Here is a 17,324-nt window from a genome sequence, read left to right on the forward strand (position 1 = left end):
CCCTCCCGGATTGCTTAGGCTTGATCTTCAGTATTTTCAACGCGGAACCGTTCCACCGATGCCTGCAAGTTGCGCGCCACACTCACTAGACCTTGCAACGAGTCAGACACCCGCTGTGCCTCCTGAGAGGTGGCCTGCGCTGTCAACTCAATGGATTGCATCACCTGAGCCATGGCTCGCGCCGATTCTGTTTGCTCGACCGTAGCGTTGGTAATCGAGCGCACAAGGGTATCAATTTGCGACGACACTTGGATGATGTCCTCAAGGGAGTGCTTGGCCTGTTCAGCCCGCTTCGTCCCCTCAATCACCTGCTGTGTCCCTTCTTCCATGGCGGTCATCACCGCACCGGTCTCGCTTTGAATTTGCAACACGATCTGCTCAATTTCTTTCGAGGCTTTGGCTGCGCGGTCTGCCAGTTGGCGTACCTCATCGGCGACCACCGCAAACCCCCGACCTGCTTCCCCAGCTCGTGCGGCCTCAATACTGGCGTTCAAGGCCAACAGGTTCGTGCGGTTGGCGATCGACGAGATCACACCGACAATCTTGGCAATCTCTTGGGAAGATTCCGCTAGGCGCTTCACCTTGCGGGTGGTCTCGGCCACCGTTTCCCGAATTTGCAAAATACCCGCCACTGTGCGTTCCACCGCCTCACCACCACGGAGGGCTGTTTCTGAAGCATTGCGTGCCACCTCATTAGCTTCTTGGGCACTTTCGGCCACCCGCTGAATCGCATTGGTCATCATCTGCACCGAGTTCAGGGTGACGGCTAGCTCCTCCGCTTGCCGCAGAGCATCTGCTGAGAGACTACGGGCAAAAGTTTCGTTTTCTGCCGCACCGCGACTCACCTGCTGGGCGGCAATTTTCACCTGTTGCACAATCGTCCGCAGGTTGTGAATTGTCAGGTTAAAGGAGTCGGCCACTGCGCCGAGCACGTCCGCTGTCACTTCCGCTTGTACGGTCAGGTCACCGCGGGCAGCCCCCTCCACATCATCGAGGAGTCGGATCACTTGGCGCTGTAAATCATCCCGCTGCCGTTCGTTTTCCTCTGCTTTTTTCTGGGCATCAGCAGTAATTTGCTGGATGGTATCCGTCATTTGGTTAAAGCTTTGTGCCAAGAGTCCCAGTTCATCGTTACTGGTGACCGGCACCCGCGCCGTCATATCACCGGCAATCACGGCATTACACTGTGCCTGCAAATCCGTACAGAAGCGCTTGATGCGGCTGACACTGCGCTGCCCCATGGCATAGACGGCCACCCCGGCGGTGAGACCAGCAGCAGTACCACTCACTAAAGGCGCAGGGCCGGAGGCACTAAAGCCTAAACTAACGGCACCCGCAGCCAAGGCGGAAAGGACACCACTGGTTACGGCTGAGGTAATGTTTTGCTGGCCAAAGGAACTCGTGGCCGTTGAGGTTGCTGGGACTGTTCTAGCCACAGGACTAGGACTACGGGAAGGTGTTGGCGCAGTAGCTGCTGGTGCTGCAACGGGTACTTGCTCGGTAAAGGCTGACAGATCCTGACTTGCTGCAGGGGGTGGGGTTTCAGCGCGGCTAGCAGTGCTTTGACTCAGGTCGAGGCTAAAATCGGCCAAGTCCTCAAGACTTTGCTGGCTGAGATCAAATTCATCCGGTAAAACTGCAAAGGTCTCGGTGCCGGCATCGGCCATCACGGTGGCATCTGAGCCAACAGCCCCCATACCATGCACTTGAGGATTGGCAATGGTCATTTCATCATCAAATCCCGCACCGGAGAGATCTGCATTGCCAAAGGAGAGATCCTCTAGGTTAAAGTCGGCAATGGATTCAAAGGGTTCAGCACCACCAGAGCTCGCTTCCCCTTGCGCGATCGCTGGTGCCTCTGGCTCCCTAACGGTTTCACCTGCGGGAAACTCAGACATGGCGATCGTTTGCTCATCCTCAAAGGTAGCGGGGTCAAAGGCCTCAGGAGACAGGGGTTCTGCCACAATATCTGGGGCTTCAAAAGCCTCAAGGGAAGCTGAAAAGTCGCCAAAGAGATCGTCTTCCTCCTCGGCTGCATCAGAGGAACTTAATTCCGGCTGCGGCAACAATTCAATGGCATCTGCCGCCTCATTGGTCAACAAATCACTGATACCAGCGGCAGAGGTAGAGACTTCAGGAACATTGGTCTCAACGGATTCCGTCAGATTTGGCAAGAGGCTCTCTTCAGAAATGCTGGCTGCTGGGGCTTCCTCAATATCGCCAAAGAGACTTTCTGCCGACATATTTGCCGCTGGGGATTCCTCAAGACCGGGAAAAAGGCTCTCTTCAGAAGCGTTGGCTTCTCCCGATTCTGTAAGCCCCCCAAAGAGACTCTCTTCAGATACAGCTACTTCAGCAGCAAAGGCATCATCAAATGTTTCGAGGGCGGGGGGTGTCATTTCTTGAAACGGAGCCGCAGTACTTTCTGATGTCTCACCATCAAAAATAGGTCTGGCCGGTTCGGACGGGGTCAAAGGAGAACTTCCCATGAGCATTGTGACATCATCATCACTGATGGACTCTGTACCTAGGGGCTGCACGGATTCGCCGATGGGAATTTCTGGAATGTCCGCGACTGGCTCCTCCAAAGAATTGGCCGAAAAGGCAAAGGGATCCTGAACCGCCGCATCTTCGTCGAAGGGATTAAAGGCACCCTGTTCTAAACTGGCGCCAAATTCTTCCTCAATGCCGCCCACCTCAAGATCGTCAAAGGGGTTACTTGTCCCTAAATCGCTACCAAAGTCATCAAAGTGATCAAGACTCAATTCCTCTGAAGGGTTTGCGGCTTGGGGTTCCACAATGGGTGGCGTGGTTTGCAAAAAGGTATTGTCCCCCTGCAGTTGGGTGTGATCTCCTTGCAGGGGGGGGTGGTGTTCGCCGCCGTTTTTGGCAGGTTCAGCAGCGGGAATCAAATCCTTAATCTTGGCAAGGCTCTCGTTGGCCAAGTTGATCAATTCTGGATCCGTTGTGGCATTGAGAACCGCATGGTACTGCTCTTGAGCCTCGCTGTAGCGTTGTTGACAGCAGTAAATGTGCCCCCGCAGCAGCCGCAGGTTTGGATCGCCCGGTCGGGTGCCCACCAACTGGTCAGTGATTTTGGCTGCTTCTTCATAGTTGCCTTGCACATAAGCGGCAACCGCTTTTTGATATTCTTGGGTGTGTTGGGTGCTGCTGGATGCCATGGGCTTACTCCCAGAATGGACGATGACGAGGGGCAGAGAATTCTTAGGGACTACATCAAGGAAGCTTTAATTACTAAAGTATGCGCCAATCCTTGGGAAAGATAGCACGGGGGTGTTAATTTTCCTAAAGTGACTGGTGTTGATGGGTTCCATCGTGACACTTGCGGGCGAGTGTCATTGAGATTCTACTTTTTCTAGTTTAGAGTCCCCAACGAGCACTGCGTAAAATGGCGAGGGGATCCAAGAGCTTAACAATGTCCTGTTGCTCGGCATCAAAAACCCATTCGCCACGGACAAAGGGAGCCATCTGATCGCTGACATGGGTCGCGGGCTTAATGGTGTCATTGTTGAGCCACTCCATGCCTCGGACTTGATGAACTGCTAGCCCTACCATTAACTCATCATCTTCAATGGCAATAATCGATAGCTCAGAGCGATCGGTATTCAAGGGGGTGTCATCGCCAAGAAACTTACCGGTATCCGCGACCCAAATCACCTGCCCCCGCAAGTTCAAAATCCCCAGTAGCAGATTGGAGGTATTGGGCACTGGCGTAATGCGATCGGGAGTCACGGCCACAACTTCGCGTACCCCAATAGCCGGTAGGGCTAGGGTATCACCGCTAGGGATGGTAAAGAGGATATGTAAATCCCCCTCTGGGGTTCTGAGGTCATCGATATTGCCACTTTCGATGGGGGCATTGGTTGCGAGTAAGTCTGAGCTACTAAACATTTTTTTAGCCTCGCAAGAGTTGCTTGATGGTGCCAACCAATTCTTTGGGGTCAAAGGGCTTCGTAATATACGCATCAGCCCCCTGTTTCATGCCCCAATAGCGATCAAACTCCTCACCTTTGGAGCTACAGATCACCACGGGAATGGATTGGGTGCGGGGGTCGGACTTAATTTGGCGACAGACTTCATACCCATTCATGCGGGGCATGACAATGTCGAGGACAACCACATCGGGCGTGCTCTGCTGCAATTGCTCCATTGCCTCGACACCATCGGTGGCAACGGTTACTTCAAAGCCTGTTTTCGCCAGCAATTCGCTGATCATTTCCCGCTGGGGTGGACTATCTTCGACAACTAAGACTTTACTCATAGGGGGTTACACGTAGAATTCAGGGTTTGCTTTATATTCTAAAAGCCTAAGAGGTTGACAGGTTGATGATAGCTAACCTGCTAACGGGGCGTCTCAAGGCCTGATTTTGGTTCTAGCACGTCGCCAAAGGACTCGTCTGTTAAGGAGGTCACAGGTGGCGCTGCACCAATGTAATGGTGCGTAATTGTTAACAATTCTTGAGTTGAAAAGGGCTTGCTGAGGTAATCAGTGGCACCGGCCACTTTGGCGCGCAGGCGATCGCTCCAACCAACGAGGCTAGTCAGCATAATAATCGGCGTATAACGGAAGCGAGGGGTGTGCCGTAGAAGGGTGCAAAATTCGTAGCCATCCAATTCGGGCATGGCAATATCGAGGAAAATCAGGTCGGGGTTGAGTTGGAAAATGAGACTCAAGGCCGTTAAGGGGTGGGCGATCGCCGTGGCTTCATAACCTGCGGCTTGCAGGGTGGATTCAACCACTTGACGGACAGTGGCGGCATCATCCACACACACGACCCGGGGCGATCGCCGCCAAGAGAGGGGGGGAAATGTACGGGTGTGGCCATTGGTTCCCCAAGAACTGACTTGTAAGTACCCTTGATGGAGATAGGGCAGCAGGAGTTTGCCCACCGTCACGCCATCTCGTCCCAGTTGCCGACTCAGACGGCGCAAGGTGATCCGCTCGCGCACGAAGGGTTCCAGTTGGCGAAACCACTGATCCGCTGGATCGTTGCCTGTGGGTTTAATATCCGTCAGTTCGAGGGATTGATCAAGGGAACGCAACTCTGGATGCAGTTTTTTCCATTCCCGCAGATGACTCAGGCTGTCATTGAGCAGCATTGTCAGGGAGAGATTGTGCCATTGGGGGGTGAGGGGACTCGCACTATAAAACTTGAACCAAGCGCGATTGAGGCTAACAACGTCAAAGAGACTCTCCCGCAGCAGCGCCCGCCACACGCTATGGATTTGATTGAGCTTGCAGTGATCGAGGAGCCACCACAGGCATTCGTATTCCACCCAACTGGCACCGGCTTTGCTTTCGATGAAGCTATCGGGACTCGGCCAAGGAATGCCCTGCCCATAGAGCAGATCCTGCAACCGCTCTAAACTGTGGCTGTGGCGATCGGCAATATACACTAGGTGGCCATGACTCAAAAAGAGAAGCCACGTATGACCGGCATCATCTTCGAGGTAGAGTTCCCCGGTGCGCTGGCCAAGGGCAAGGGTTTGGCACAGCGTGTAAATATCCGTATCGTTGAGGCATCCTTCCATGGCGCTATTATAGCGATCGCCAGCGGGCTGACCGCGACACCGGATAGTTCAGTCTCAGTTAGCGCTGGGTATAGCTAGAGAGCAATTGCACCAGTTGCTTCACAAGGGCTTCCTGATCGCGATTGATCTGGGGAAAGTTAAAGTCATCGCGAATATGAACCTCAAAGCCCGGCACCACCTCAATGCGCTTCCAAGATTCTGGTTGCGGTGAATGGCTCGGGGGCGGTACCTCGCGGCGGCTGACACTGGGACTGACGCGCATGGGTTCCCCATAGCGATGCTCAGAGCGGTCTTGTACCTGTTGCAAAAAGGCCAAAGCTGGGTTGATCGGGGGTGGATTCAATTGCAGATGAACCCCTTGCTCAAGGAGTGCCCGCAGTTCTGGGGTGCTCATGCGATACACCAGCTTGTAAATGGCACCTGCGGTATAGCCCTCCATCAACAGCCGCCGCACCACCAGCAATTGCACTAGGTGGCGATAGCCGTAGCGCCCTTCGCGGCCAATGCGAGCGGGACGGTCAATCAATTTGCAGGAGGTGTAATGGCGCACCAGACGCGGGTTGACCTCTTCCAAAACACGGTTTTTGGAATCCTCCTGGGGGAGGTGCTGGGGTAAGAGTTCGTTGGCGATTTCCACCAACTCATCTAATGACCATTGATCCTGAACGTGGATGAAATCTTGAATTGTTGCCATGATGAACAAACACAGCCTTTTTTGAACGAAAAAACAAAGAAGTCAGTTAGAGAGGGGTTTTCCTGTCCCAGATAGAGCGCAAGGGCGCCCCTAGAGCAGGAGTGAAACTATATTATCGTATTTTTTTGGTTCTGTATCATTTTGGGTCTAATTTAGTCTTACAATTATCAAGGAAAGTAAACACCTGAATATTACAACGCTACAGAGAGTTCAACGCAACGCGAAGCTGCATTGTGACACCAAAACAATTTATTTGATGCTAGCATACAGCGTTTGGTGTTGAGTGAAGTTGTCCCAAAAATTACTGGGATTTTTGTGTTGTCAAGCAATTTGTTGCAGAGTTGTTACAAATTCAGGATAGGAGACGGCTGCCGCACTGGCGTTGTGAATGTGGCTGGTTCCTGTGGCATTGAGGGCAGCGATCGCCAGACTCATGGCCATGCGATGATCGCCGTAGGTTTCCACATGGGTGCCTTGCAAGGGTACGCCCCCCTGAATATCGAGGCCATCACTGAGTTCAGTGACCTTAGCGCCCATTTTTTGCAATTCTGTGGCTACGGCCTTGAGGCGATCGCTCTCCTTCACCCGCAGTTCTGCTGCATCCCGAATTTCGGTGATCCCCTCGGCAAAGGCAGCAGCTACAGCCAAAATCGGAATCTCATCAATCAAGCGGGGAATCAATTCACCGCCAATACGGGTTCCCTTGAGGGCTGCCGATCGCACCCGCAGATCTGCCACTGGTTCGCCTGTGACGAGCCGCTCATTTTCAAGGGTAATCTCGGCCCCCATTGCCCAAAGCACGTCGAGAATGCCGGTGCGGGTGGGGTTAACTCCCACATTGGTCAGTACTAGTTCTGAATCAGGGGTAATGGAGGCTGCCACCAACCAAAAGGCGGCTGAACTGATGTCGCCGGGCACAATCACCTTCTGACCCTTTAAGACCGCAGGTCCTTCAAGACTCACCGTACAGGTGGCCTCATCCACGCTCAAACAGGCACCAAAGGCCTGAAGCATACGTTCACTGTGATCCCGTGAGCGGTGGGGTTCGCGAATAATGGTGGTGCCTTCGGTGTGGAGGGCGGCGAGCAATAGCGCTGATTTCACCTGAGCGGAGGCAATGGGACTGTAGTAGGTGATTGGCTCTAAGGGCTGCCCCAAAACGGCCAAGGGGGCACGGCTGTGGTGTTGACGCCCCCAAATCTGGGCACCCATCTGCATCAAGGGTGTGACGACCCGTGCCATGGGGCGCGATCGCAATGAGGCATCCCCAGTCATCGTAAAAAAGCGACCTGTTTGCGCTGCCAATACCCCCAACAACAACCGCATCGTTGTACCAGAGTTGCCGGCATTCAGGACATCCACGGGTTCTTGGAGATGGCCAATTCCCAAGCCTTGAACTGTGACTGCTGTGGCATTGAGATCTGAAATCTCGGCACCAAGGGCACGAAAACAGGCGGCGGTACTACAGGTATCTTCACCCACGAGCAGGCCTTCAATATGGGTAGTGCCCTCTGCCATTGCTCCCAACATCAGGGCACGGTGGGAAATGGATTTATCTCCCGGTACTTGGAGGGTGCCCTGCAGGGGATGGCCATCGGCCTGAATTTGCCAAGTGTCGTCGGATGTAATCTGAATAACCGCCATGGGATATTTGGATAAAACCGCGTTCTCGATTGTCCCACGTCTGTTGCGCTATAGCCCCATTGAGCGCTTCAGTTCCTCAAGGGCAGTTTGCAGTTCCAAGCGGCGAAACTCAGCTTCAATTGGGTCATTCAGGTCACTGGTCATGCGTGGTGGCGGTGGGGGCGGTGGTGGGGGCGCACTGGCGGTAGGCACACGGTTCATGATTTCTCGCCGGCGATCGCGAATCTTTTGCAGCAGCTGCTGGGTAACGGGGATTTGATTGAGGGCGTCGAGGCGTTGCGTCCACAATTGTTCCCCCCGTTGGCGCAATTCGGCCTCCCGTTGTCGTGCCAATTCGGCCAGATCAGGACGCTGAGCGGCCATAGCGGTGTGGGTACGATCGCGCCAGCGGCGAATCTCGGAAACAAGGCCTAAAATTTGCTGTTCGCAGGTATTGACTTCCTGTTGCAGCCGCAGTAGCCGCTCTTGGGTTTCCCGTTCTTGATCCTCTAGCTCAAGGAGCAGTAGATTGAGTTCAAGCTGCGGATTGGCACGAATAAAGTCCTCGAGTTTTTGCTCTAGGAATGCATTCAAGTCGCGGAAAAAGCTCATGAGTGCCCCTTTTTTTAAAAACTTTGGCCAACAGTGAGGGAGCGCACTTCCCCTTGACGCCGTAGCACCGCCCGCTGATTTTGAATCTGTACCAGTTGCCAGCCGTCGTTGCCAATTGTATCGCCCACACTCAAGCGCAGTGTTTGGCCATTGCTTTGAAAAAGAGCCACTGAGCGATCGCCCAGTTCGAGGATGCCAACTAAGGTATGTTGGGGGGGCGCCGGTGTAGGGGCAGGGGGTACCGGTGTGGCTGCCGGCGTAGGAGCTGTCACCGTTGGTAAATTGGGCAGGGTCACCGTTGGCGCGCTGGGGGCTTGGTAGACGGGAACGTAAATGCGTTCAACCGTCGGGGTGGGGGTTGAGGGGGTGGGAACCGAATTGCTGGCGATCGCTGGCGATGCAGGGGTTGGGGGGGCGGCCCGTTGGCTGAGCAGCTGAAGGGAGGTTTGCAGATACTCAGCGAAGGCAATGTCCGCAGGGCTGGTGGTTGTGGTCACCGTAGCGTCAGGGGCAACTGCAACTGGTTGGCGATTCAGACTGATCCAAAGGCCAACTCCTAGGACAAAGGAGGCAATGCCAACCCCCATCAAAAAGCGATCGCCCCAAGAAAAGGTCTGCTCTGGTTCCGATCGGTGCAGCCAGCGAGAAGGTTCCGCCGGTGGTGGGGGCGGAGGAGGAGTTGTCGCTTCAAAGGGGACGAGGAGGGAAGGTTCCGGTTCTAAAACCGCTGCTAGGGATTCTGGCTCATTGAGGTCGGCCTCCACAGCGGCAAAGACTTCATCCAGCAAGCGGTTGGCTTGGACATCTGTCAGACAGGTTTCCATGGTATAGGGGTCTGTCCTCTGCGGATCATCGCTCCGTGTCATCACCCATGCCTCACAATAATCACCAAAAACGCCCAACCTTGCCTATTTCTTTTACGATGGATGACTAAATTCTATGCAATCCCTCTCCTATTGGCCACCACTGCCGCTGCACTCTGGCGTGATCCACACGGTCTTTACTGCCTATGTCCAACGCTGGGGGTGCCTCTACCCTTGGCAACCGCAAACCAGCCATGTTTTCCATGGGGCGGCGGGCGTGCCCCTGTACGGTGAGGGGTATCGGCTTGGCCAAGCACGCGGAACCATCATTGCCACCTACGGCATTACGGGTGATCTCAAGAATCAATGGTACTTGCATACCCTTGCCCATTGGGCGATCGCCCGCCGCTTTGATGTGGTGCTCTTCGACTGGCGTGCCCATGGCCGCAGTGCTGAACTTTCTCCGGCGTTGACCAGTGATGGGCTTTACGAAGGCCAAGACTTTGTCGCGATCGCCCAACAGTGCCAAGAACTGGGCTATAGGCCGCCCTACTGGTTTGTTGGCTATTCCTTGGGGGGGCAGTTAGCCCTTTGGGGGGCGTGGTATGCCCAACAGCAAGGGACAAAAGAGATTGGGGGGGCGGCTGTGATTTGCCCCAACCTTGACTCCAACCGCTCCCTTGCCCACCTCGGCACGACTTTTTGGGGACGGCAATTTGAACGCGCCATCAGCCGTCAACTCCAACACTTAGCTCGCCACCTGCATCGCCTTCATCCTCAAATCTTTGATCTCAACACCGTTGCCCAGATTGACACCATTGCCGGTTTTGATGCCGCCCTCGTCATTGACCGCCTTGGCTTTGGCAGTGTGGCCGAGTATTACGCTGCCAGCAGTCCCTTGCCGCTGCTGCCGCAACTGACAATACCCCTATGGATTCTCTATGCCGCCGATGATCCCCTATTTGATCCCAATCTGGTGCCAGAACTCCTAGCCATTGCCAAGGCGAACCCTGCCCTCACCCTGCTGATGACAGAGCAAGGGGGTCACGTGGGCTTTACCAGCGATCGCAAGTGTCAACACCTCTGGGGCGATCCCGACTACTGCTGGGGGATTCATCGGCTCTTGGATTGGCTAGCACAGCAGAGTTACACCAGAAGCTAAATGACCAAAGGCGGCACCCGGATTCGAACCGGGGGATAAAGGTTTTGCAGACCTCTGCCTTACCACTTGGCTATGCCGCCCTATTTGGCGATTTCTCATTATAGCCGATAGCGCTCTTCCCATCCTTGATTGTTTTAGCTTACTGACCAGATTGCTCAAGGTAACGCTGGATGGCTTCACGGGTCACTGCCGCCAGAGACATGCCCTTGGCCGCTGCTAATTCCTTAAGCTGCTGGTATTGATCGGCACGCACATCCACGCGGTAGCGCTTTGTCGCGGTAGCTGGAATATAGGTAGCGGCAAATTCCCGCAAGGCAGCCAAGCCGACGCGGTGGCAAAAGTCCCCAAAGGATTCGCCCTTGTGCCGGCGATCGCGATAAAAAACTAGCAATGGCTCTAGGGCTGTTTCCAGTTCGGCAATCGGTAACCGCTCAATATAGACCTCTGCTAAGCGGGTTTGATCGGGACTCCCCCCCAACCAAGTCTGATAGGCGCCGGGGACAATGCCAACAAAGCCCAATTCCGCCAAGTAGGGGCGGGCACAGCCATTGGGGCACCCCGTCATCCGAATCACAAAGTGCTCTTCTTGGAGTCCCAGCCGATCCATGAGGCGACGAATCCGCTCCAGTACCCCCGGAATTGCCCGTTCCGACTCAGTAATGGCCAAGCCACAGGTAGGCAACGCCGGGCAGGCCATGCTATAGCGTTCGAGGGGATCAATGGCATTGACATCACGCACCCCGTGCTGCTCAAGGATGTGCTGAATTACATCCTGTTGATCGGGAGAGACATCACACAGGAGCAGATTTTGGTGAGGCGTGACCCGCAGGGGGAGCTGAAAGTCTTTGACGATTTTCTTGAGGGCCGACTTGAGTTTGAAGTTCCCCTGATCAAGGATGCGGCCATTGGCAATGGAGAGGCCATAGAAGAATTTGCCATCTCCTTGGGGGTGCCAGCCCAAAAAGTCCTGATAGCGCCACGGCGGCAGCGGGCGAAAGGGTTCGAGGGGTTTGCCAAAGTATTCTTCCACCTTGGCCTTGAATTTTTCGACTCCCCAATCGTGGATCAGGTATTTCAAACGGGCGTGGCGCCGATTATAGCGATCGCCATAGTCCCGCTGGGTGGCCACGATCGCCTTCACCGCCTCATAGACATCTGCCGCTCGGACAAAGCCAATTTCATCAGCCATGCGGGCAAAGGTTTCTTCTTTGTTGTGGGTGCGCCCCAAACCACCACCAGCATAGATATTGAAGCCCTCAAGATGGCCTTGGGCATCTGTAATCACCACCAGTGTCAAATCTTGGGAGAAGAGATCTACGGAGTTATCCCCCGGCACCGTGACACAGCACTTAAATTTGCGGGGCATATAGTGATCGCCGTAGATCGGCTCTTCGTTATTGGGAAAGATCGTGCCATTGCCATTGCGCTGCCGTGCCGCCTTTACATCGGGGTGCTCTTCGGCGGAGATCACCTTTTCACCATCGAGCCAAATCTCGTAGTAGGCACCGGTTTGTGGGGTCAGCAGATCGGCAATGCGGTGGGCATACTCATAGGCAAGGGCATATTCCGGGCGATCGCGAAAGGGGGCGGGTGGCGCCATGACATTGCGGTTCAAATCACCGCAGGCGCCCAATGTGGATCCCATGCTGCGAATAATGGCTGCGATCGCTGCTTTCAGATTCTTCTTGAGAATGCCGTGCAACTGGAATCCTTGCCGCGTTGTTGCCCGCAGGGTGTGGTTGCCATACTCATCCGCCAAGCGATCCAAGGTTAAATAGAGCTGCGGCGGAATATACCCTCCTGGACTGCGGGTACGCAGCATGAACTGGTAGTCTTTCTCCTGACCCTTGACGCGGTTATCGCGGTTGTCCTGCTGATAGGAGCCGTGGAACTTGAGGATCTGCACCCCCTCTTCGCTAAAACGATTCGTTGGTTCTAGCAGTTCTGTGGCTAGGGGTTCCCGCAGATGTTGGCTTTGTTCCTTGAGAGCCTCAATTTTTGAGCGTTTCAGGGCAGCATCAGCAGAGGGGGGCGAAGCAACCATAGTGTTCTTTTTTCCAGCAGGTGAAAGTAACTAAAATGACGACAGCCAAAAGTCCCTAATCTTGATCGGGAAAGTGAGCTATCTCATTTTAGCGAACCTGTGGAACGATTAACAGGAGGGTTCTTCCTTGGAGGCACAGTCCTTTTGCCAGCAGCGTTCGAGGTAAGCATCGTAATACTGCCGCCAGAACCGTTTGGGATTGAGGGTAAAGCCCGGACTAAATAGCCGTTGGTTCAAATACTGCCAGAGGGGAAAGGCGAGGACACGACGCGTAGCCATAAGCACACCGTGAGCGTGAGCGATTCAAAAACTTCAACTTACCTTGATCATAGACGAGGGTTCTGGGGGGCAAGGGTCTCTGCCAAGTTTCTTAACGCGCGAGAAACCGTCCGAGGGGCGGAAAATGTTAAAATCTGTAAAGTTTTCTGGGATCACCGATGCGGGTTGTCATTGTTGGTGCAGGATTAGCCGGCTTAGCCGCCGCAGTGGATTTGGTGGATGCCGGTCACAGTGTTGAAATCTATGAATCCCGTCCCTTTGTGGGGGGCAAAGTCAGCAGTTGGCAAGATGCCGATGGAAACCACATTGAGATGGGGCTGCATGTCTTCTTTTACAACTACGCCAATCTCTTCGAACTGATGACCAAGGTGGGGGCGATCGCCAACCTACTACCTAAGGAACATACCCACACCTTTATTAATCGCGGTGGTCAGGTGGGAGAACTGGATTTTCGCTTTCCCTTGGGTGCCCCCTTCAACGGTCTCAAGGCCTTCTTTACCACCAATCAACTCTCTGCTGCCGATAAATTCTTTAATGCCATTGCCCTTGGCACCAGTCCTGTGGTGCGGGGTCTGGTGGATTATGAAGGGGCAATGCGCCAAATTCGCGCCTTAGATCGGGTCAGTTTTGCGGAGTGGTTTCGCCGCCATGGGGGCTCAGAAAACAGTCTCAAGCGCCTTTGGAATCCCATTTCCTATGCCCTTGGCTTCATTGATACCGAGCACATGTCTGCTCGCTGTATGCTGACGATCTTTATGATGTTTGCCGCCAAAACCACTGCCTCACGGCTCAATATGCTCAAGGGGTCACCGGCAGAGTACCTGCTCAAACCCTTGGTGAACTACCTTGAAGCGCGGGGGGCTAAGATTCATCTGCGGCGACGGGTGAAGGAAATTCGCTTTCGCGGCGATGATCCGAGCACTTGGCAGGTGGAAGGGTTGGTGATTCCCCTAGGCGAAAAACTAGAAACAGTTACAGCGGATGCCTATCTATGTGCCTGTGATGTGCCGGGGATTCAGCGCCTGATTCCGGCGGCGTGGCGATCGCACCCAACCTTTGACAACATCTTTAAGCTCGAGGCCGTGCCTGTGGCCACGGTACAACTGCGATTTGATGGCTGGGTTACGGAACTGCAAGACCCCAGTAAGCAAAAACAGGTGGCGGCAACGGGTATTGATAACCTGCTCTACACTGCCGATGCTGACTTTTCCTGCTTTGCGGATCTGGCCCTCACTAGTCCAGCGGACTACTATCGCGAAGGTCAAGGCTCCTTACTGCAAGTGGTGCTTACTCCCGGTGATCCCTTCATCAAAGCCAGCAATGAAGAAATTGCCCAACATGTGCTGCGCCAAGTCCATGAACTTTTCCCCTCGTCGCGCCATCTGAACATGACATGGTACAGTGTCGTCAAATTAGCGCAGTCCCTCTATCGCGAAGCCCCCGGCATGGATCCCTATCGTCCGCCCCAAAAAACACCCGTTCCTAACTTTTACTTGGCGGGCAGCTATACGCAGCAGGACTACATTGACAGCATGGAGGGCGCGACAATGTCCGGACGACAAGCCGCCCAAGCGATTTTGGCAGGAGGTCATGGATGAGTTGGTTAGAGCATACGGTTCAGATTGAAGTGGCAGCCGATGTCGATCGCGTCTGGGCACTGTGGTCGGATCTGGAGAAAATGCCCCTGTGGATGAAGTGGATTGAATCTGTGGTCATCACTGAAGAAGACCCTACCCTATCGCGCTGGACATTGACCACGGGCAACTGGCACTTTAGCTGGCGATCGCGCATTTGCCGCCAAGTGAAGCACCAAATGATTCAGTGGGAGTCCGTGGATGGGCTGCCCAATCGGGGTGCAATTCGCTTTTACGATCGCCATGGCAGCACCATTGTGAAGCTGTCGGTGTCCTATGCCATTCCGGGAATTTTGGGACAAATGATGGATCGCCTTTTCCTTGGCCGCGTAGTTGAAAGTACATTGCAAGCAGATCTCGAACGCTTTCGTGAATATGCCCAACAAATGCAGCCCACACAGGTTTCCTGAGGTTGACTCAAAGTTGGGATAGACCAAAAGAGATCGCGATCGCCAGCAGGGCTGCACCGGGAAACGTGAGTACCCATGCCATGAAAATTTGCGCCCACACTTGCCAGTTCACTTCCCCTTGATGGCGATAGCCAGCACCCGTAATCGCACCCACCACGACTTGTGTCGTACTGACGGGAAAGCCCACCAGACTTGCGGCTCCCACAGTCAAGGCGGCACTGAGATTCGCTAAGCAGCCACTCACAGGGTCAAGGGGTGTAATTTTCTCCCCCGTAGTGCGGATAATGCGTTCGCCGCCGCCATAGGTACCGATCGCGATCGCCAAGGCACAGGCAGCCATCACCCAGAAGGGCACACCCGCCTCCGGTGACAGTTGTCCCCAACTCACAAGGGCAAGGGTGATCACCCCCATTGTTTTCTGGGCATCGTTGGCACCGTGGGCAACGGCCATCAATGTTCCGGAGAGAATCTGCAACCGTTGCCAGTGCTCTGGGGGGAGTTCTCCTTGCCATTGCAACCACTTTTCGACTAGGGTCATCAAACCAAGGCCGATGGCGATCGCCACCAAGGGGGACACGACCATGGGAATCACCACCGCCTCAACAATCCCCTGCCAATAGATGATTTGTGGTGACACTTGAAAGAGGGCTGCCCCCACCAAGCCACCAATGAGGGCATGGGAAGAACTACTGGGTAAACCCCAATACCAAGTGAGCAAATTCCAGCCCATCGCGCCGAGGAGTGCGGCACTAATCACGCCAAACCAATGGGCACCCAAGGCACTGCTGTTGAGAATGCCGGCTTCAATTGTTAGCGCCACCCGCGTACTCAAGAAGGCACCACCAAAATTAGCCGCAGCAGCAAGGATGAGCGCCGATCTCAGGGAAAGGGCACGGGTGGCCACCACCGTTGCAATGGCATTGGCGGCATCATGGAAGCCATTGGTGACATCAAAAAGGAGGGCGATCGCAATCAACCCCCCCTTGAAATCAATGGCCATGCCCTAGGCAGAGGCACTCACTTGATCTTTGTCCTTGGCGAGGAATTTCTCCAGTTCGGCAAGGGCATCGGCATCTACCTTCGTTTGCATGGGGCAGAACTTCGGCCCGCACATGGAGCAAAACTCAGCCGTTTTATAGATATCTGCCGGTAGGGTTTCGTCGTGGTATTCCCGTGCCCGATCCGGATCGAGAGCCAGTTCAAATTGGCGGTTCCAGTCAAAGTTATACCGTGCCCGCGACAGTTCATCATCGCGATCGCGCGCCCCCGGACGATGACGGGCAATATCCGCTGCGTGAGCCGCAATTTTGTAGGCAATCAAGCCATTGCGCACATCTTCAGCATTGGGTAAGCCAAGGTGCTCTTTGGGGGTCACATAGCAAAGCATGGCCGTGCCGTACCAACCCGCCATCGCCGCGCCAATGGCACTGGTAATGTGGTCATAGCCGGGGGCAATATCCGTGACCAAGGGCCCAAGGACATAGAAAGGAGCCTCAGAGCATTCTTCCATCTGCTTGCGCACATTGAATTCAATTTGATCCATGGGCACGTGGCCAGGGCCTTCCACCATCACTTGGACATCGTGTTCCCAAGCCTTGCGGGTGAGTTGACCGAGGGTTTTCAATTCTGCCAATTGAGCCTCATCAGAGGCATCATGGAGACACCCTGGCCGCAGCGAGTCCCCAAGGGAGAAGGAAACATCGTATTTTTTGAAGATCTCAATAATGTCGCGGAAGTGGGTGTAGAGGGGATTTTGCTTGTGGTGATACAGCATCCACTTGGCGAGAATGCCGCCGCCGCGCGACACAATCCCAGTGATGCGGTTTTTCACCAAAGGCAGATATTCAATGAGAATCCCCGCATGGATCGTCATGTAGTCCACCCCCTGCTGGGCGTGCTTTTCAATGACATGGAGAAAGTCATCGGGGGTAAGCCGCTCAACGCTACCGTGGACGCTTTCAAGGGCTTGATAGACGGGCACCGTTCCAATGGGCACGGGTGAGGCATTAATAATGGCGGTGCGAATGGCATCAAGGTCACCCCCCCCGGTGGAGAGATCCATCACCGTATCGGCACCATACTTCACTGCGAGACGCAGTTTGGCCAATTCTTCCTCGAGGTTTGAGGAGTTAGGAGAGGCACCAATGTTGGCATTGACTTTGCACTTGGCAGCAATCCCGATCGCCATCGGCTCGAGGTTGGGGTGATTGATATTGGCGGGAATAATCATCCGTCCACGGGCGACCTCATCGCGAATCAATTCCGCAGGTAGGTTTTCCCGCCGTGCCACATAGTGCATTTCTTCGGTGATAATCCCTTGGCGGGCATAATGCATTTGGGTGACATTGTCGTGCCCCTTACGGGCAGCAATCCATTCGCTACGCACCATTGATAGAATCCTCTCTAGACAGCTTCCCTGCGCCAGCATGATCTGGTTCAGGTTCTAAGGGTTTGCTCTCAGCCTGCTCTGACCGCAGACACCCCTAGCATGTCGTTCATTCTACCACTTT

The 17,324-nt window shown here is 54.4% G+C and carries 15 protein-coding genes, 1 tRNA gene and 1 riboswitch; of the genes, 3 read left to right on the forward strand and 13 right to left on the reverse strand.

Features of this window, described 5'->3' with window-relative positions; all coding sequences use genetic code 11:
* Positions 1-14 precede the first annotated feature (14 nt).
* The 8 genes from RHJ02_RS00320 to RHJ02_RS00355 form a co-directional block, all read right to left on the reverse strand.
* Positions 15-3,182: a methyl-accepting chemotaxis protein gene (locus RHJ02_RS00320; protein ID WP_310742750.1), complete on the reverse strand. Its 3,168-nt coding sequence runs from the start codon at positions 3,180-3,182 to the stop codon at positions 15-17.
* Positions 3,183-3,381: 199 nt separating this feature from the next.
* Positions 3,382-3,912, reverse strand: coding sequence for a chemotaxis protein CheW (locus tag RHJ02_RS00325; RefSeq protein WP_149817107.1), 531 nt, complete (start codon positions 3,910-3,912; stop codon positions 3,382-3,384).
* Between the two features lie 4 nt (positions 3,913-3,916).
* Positions 3,917-4,282 carry a response regulator transcription factor gene (locus tag RHJ02_RS00330; protein WP_149817109.1) on the reverse strand — a complete coding sequence of 122 codons (366 nt, stop codon included), beginning with the start codon at positions 4,280-4,282 and terminating at the stop codon, positions 3,917-3,919.
* Positions 4,283-4,362: 80 nt separating this feature from the next.
* The gene (locus RHJ02_RS00335; RefSeq protein ID WP_302676941.1) at positions 4,363-5,553 is read right to left on the reverse strand and encodes a response regulator; all 1,191 of its coding nucleotides are present in this window, start codon (positions 5,551-5,553) and stop codon (positions 4,363-4,365) included.
* 58 nt (positions 5,554-5,611) lie between these two features.
* Entirely contained in the window at positions 5,612-6,247 is a 636-nt protein-coding gene (locus RHJ02_RS00340; RefSeq protein ID WP_149817113.1) for a MerR family transcriptional regulator, read from the reverse strand.
* 321 nt (positions 6,248-6,568) lie between these two features.
* A complete protein-coding gene (gene aroA / locus RHJ02_RS00345; RefSeq protein WP_206200581.1) occupies positions 6,569-7,891 on the reverse strand; it encodes a 3-phosphoshikimate 1-carboxyvinyltransferase in 1,323 nt (440 codons plus the stop codon).
* 48 nt (positions 7,892-7,939) lie between these two features.
* The gene (locus RHJ02_RS00350) at positions 7,940-8,482 is read right to left on the reverse strand and encodes a hypothetical protein (RefSeq protein WP_310437800.1); all 543 of its coding nucleotides are present in this window, start codon (positions 8,480-8,482) and stop codon (positions 7,940-7,942) included.
* Positions 8,483-8,496: 14 nt separating this feature from the next.
* The gene (locus RHJ02_RS00355) at positions 8,497-9,348 is read right to left on the reverse strand and encodes a hypothetical protein (protein WP_310800315.1); all 852 of its coding nucleotides are present in this window, start codon (positions 9,346-9,348) and stop codon (positions 8,497-8,499) included.
* A 73-nt stretch (positions 9,349-9,421) separates the two neighbouring features.
* Between RHJ02_RS00355 and RHJ02_RS00360 the strand changes: the two genes are divergently transcribed.
* The gene (locus tag RHJ02_RS00360; protein WP_310800316.1) at positions 9,422-10,447 is read left to right on the forward strand and encodes an alpha/beta fold hydrolase; all 1,026 of its coding nucleotides are present in this window, start codon (positions 9,422-9,424) and stop codon (positions 10,445-10,447) included.
* Positions 10,448-10,455: 8 nt separating this feature from the next.
* Here the strand turns inward: RHJ02_RS00360 and RHJ02_RS00365 are convergent.
* The 3 genes from RHJ02_RS00365 to RHJ02_RS00375 form a co-directional block, all read right to left on the reverse strand.
* Positions 10,456-10,527: transfer RNA gene (locus RHJ02_RS00365), tRNA-Cys, on the reverse strand.
* 59 nt (positions 10,528-10,586) lie between these two features.
* Positions 10,587-12,491: a sulfite reductase, ferredoxin dependent gene (sir, locus tag RHJ02_RS00370; RefSeq protein ID WP_310800317.1), complete on the reverse strand. Its 1,905-nt coding sequence runs from the start codon at positions 12,489-12,491 to the stop codon at positions 10,587-10,589.
* Positions 12,492-12,599: 108 nt separating this feature from the next.
* Positions 12,600-12,770, reverse strand: a complete 171-nt coding sequence (locus tag RHJ02_RS00375; protein ID WP_190278128.1) for a hypothetical protein — start codon at positions 12,768-12,770, stop codon at positions 12,600-12,602.
* A 158-nt stretch (positions 12,771-12,928) separates the two neighbouring features.
* On the opposite strand from RHJ02_RS00375, the gene zds reads away from it, so the two are divergent.
* Entirely contained in the window at positions 12,929-14,368 is a 1,440-nt protein-coding gene (gene zds / locus RHJ02_RS00380; RefSeq protein WP_310743188.1) for a 9,9'-di-cis-zeta-carotene desaturase, read from the forward strand.
* Complete coding sequence (locus RHJ02_RS00385; RefSeq protein WP_206200587.1) at positions 14,365-14,814, forward strand: SRPBCC family protein; 450 nt, start codon at positions 14,365-14,367, stop codon at positions 14,812-14,814. The genes zds and RHJ02_RS00385 overlap by 4 nt, the downstream gene beginning before the upstream one ends.
* Positions 14,815-14,821: 7 nt before the next feature.
* Here the strand turns inward: RHJ02_RS00385 and RHJ02_RS00390 are convergent, their stop codons facing one another.
* Both RHJ02_RS00390 and thiC read right to left on the reverse strand, forming a co-directional pair.
* Complete coding sequence (locus tag RHJ02_RS00390; RefSeq protein WP_302676949.1) at positions 14,822-15,814, reverse strand: inorganic phosphate transporter; 993 nt, start codon at positions 15,812-15,814, stop codon at positions 14,822-14,824.
* 3 nt (positions 15,815-15,817) lie between these two features.
* On the reverse strand, positions 15,818-17,200 hold the full coding sequence (thiC, locus tag RHJ02_RS00395; protein ID WP_190278284.1) for a phosphomethylpyrimidine synthase: 1,383 nt from the start codon (positions 17,198-17,200) through the stop codon (positions 15,818-15,820).
* Positions 17,201-17,210: 10 nt separating this feature from the next.
* A riboswitch (TPP riboswitch) is annotated at positions 17,211-17,309 on the reverse strand.
* Positions 17,310-17,324 lie beyond the last annotated feature (15 nt).

The organism is Thermosynechococcus sp. TG215, from assembly GCF_031583455.1.
In the GTDB taxonomy this organism is placed as follows: Bacteria; Cyanobacteriota; Cyanobacteriia; order Thermosynechococcales; family Thermosynechococcaceae; genus Thermosynechococcus.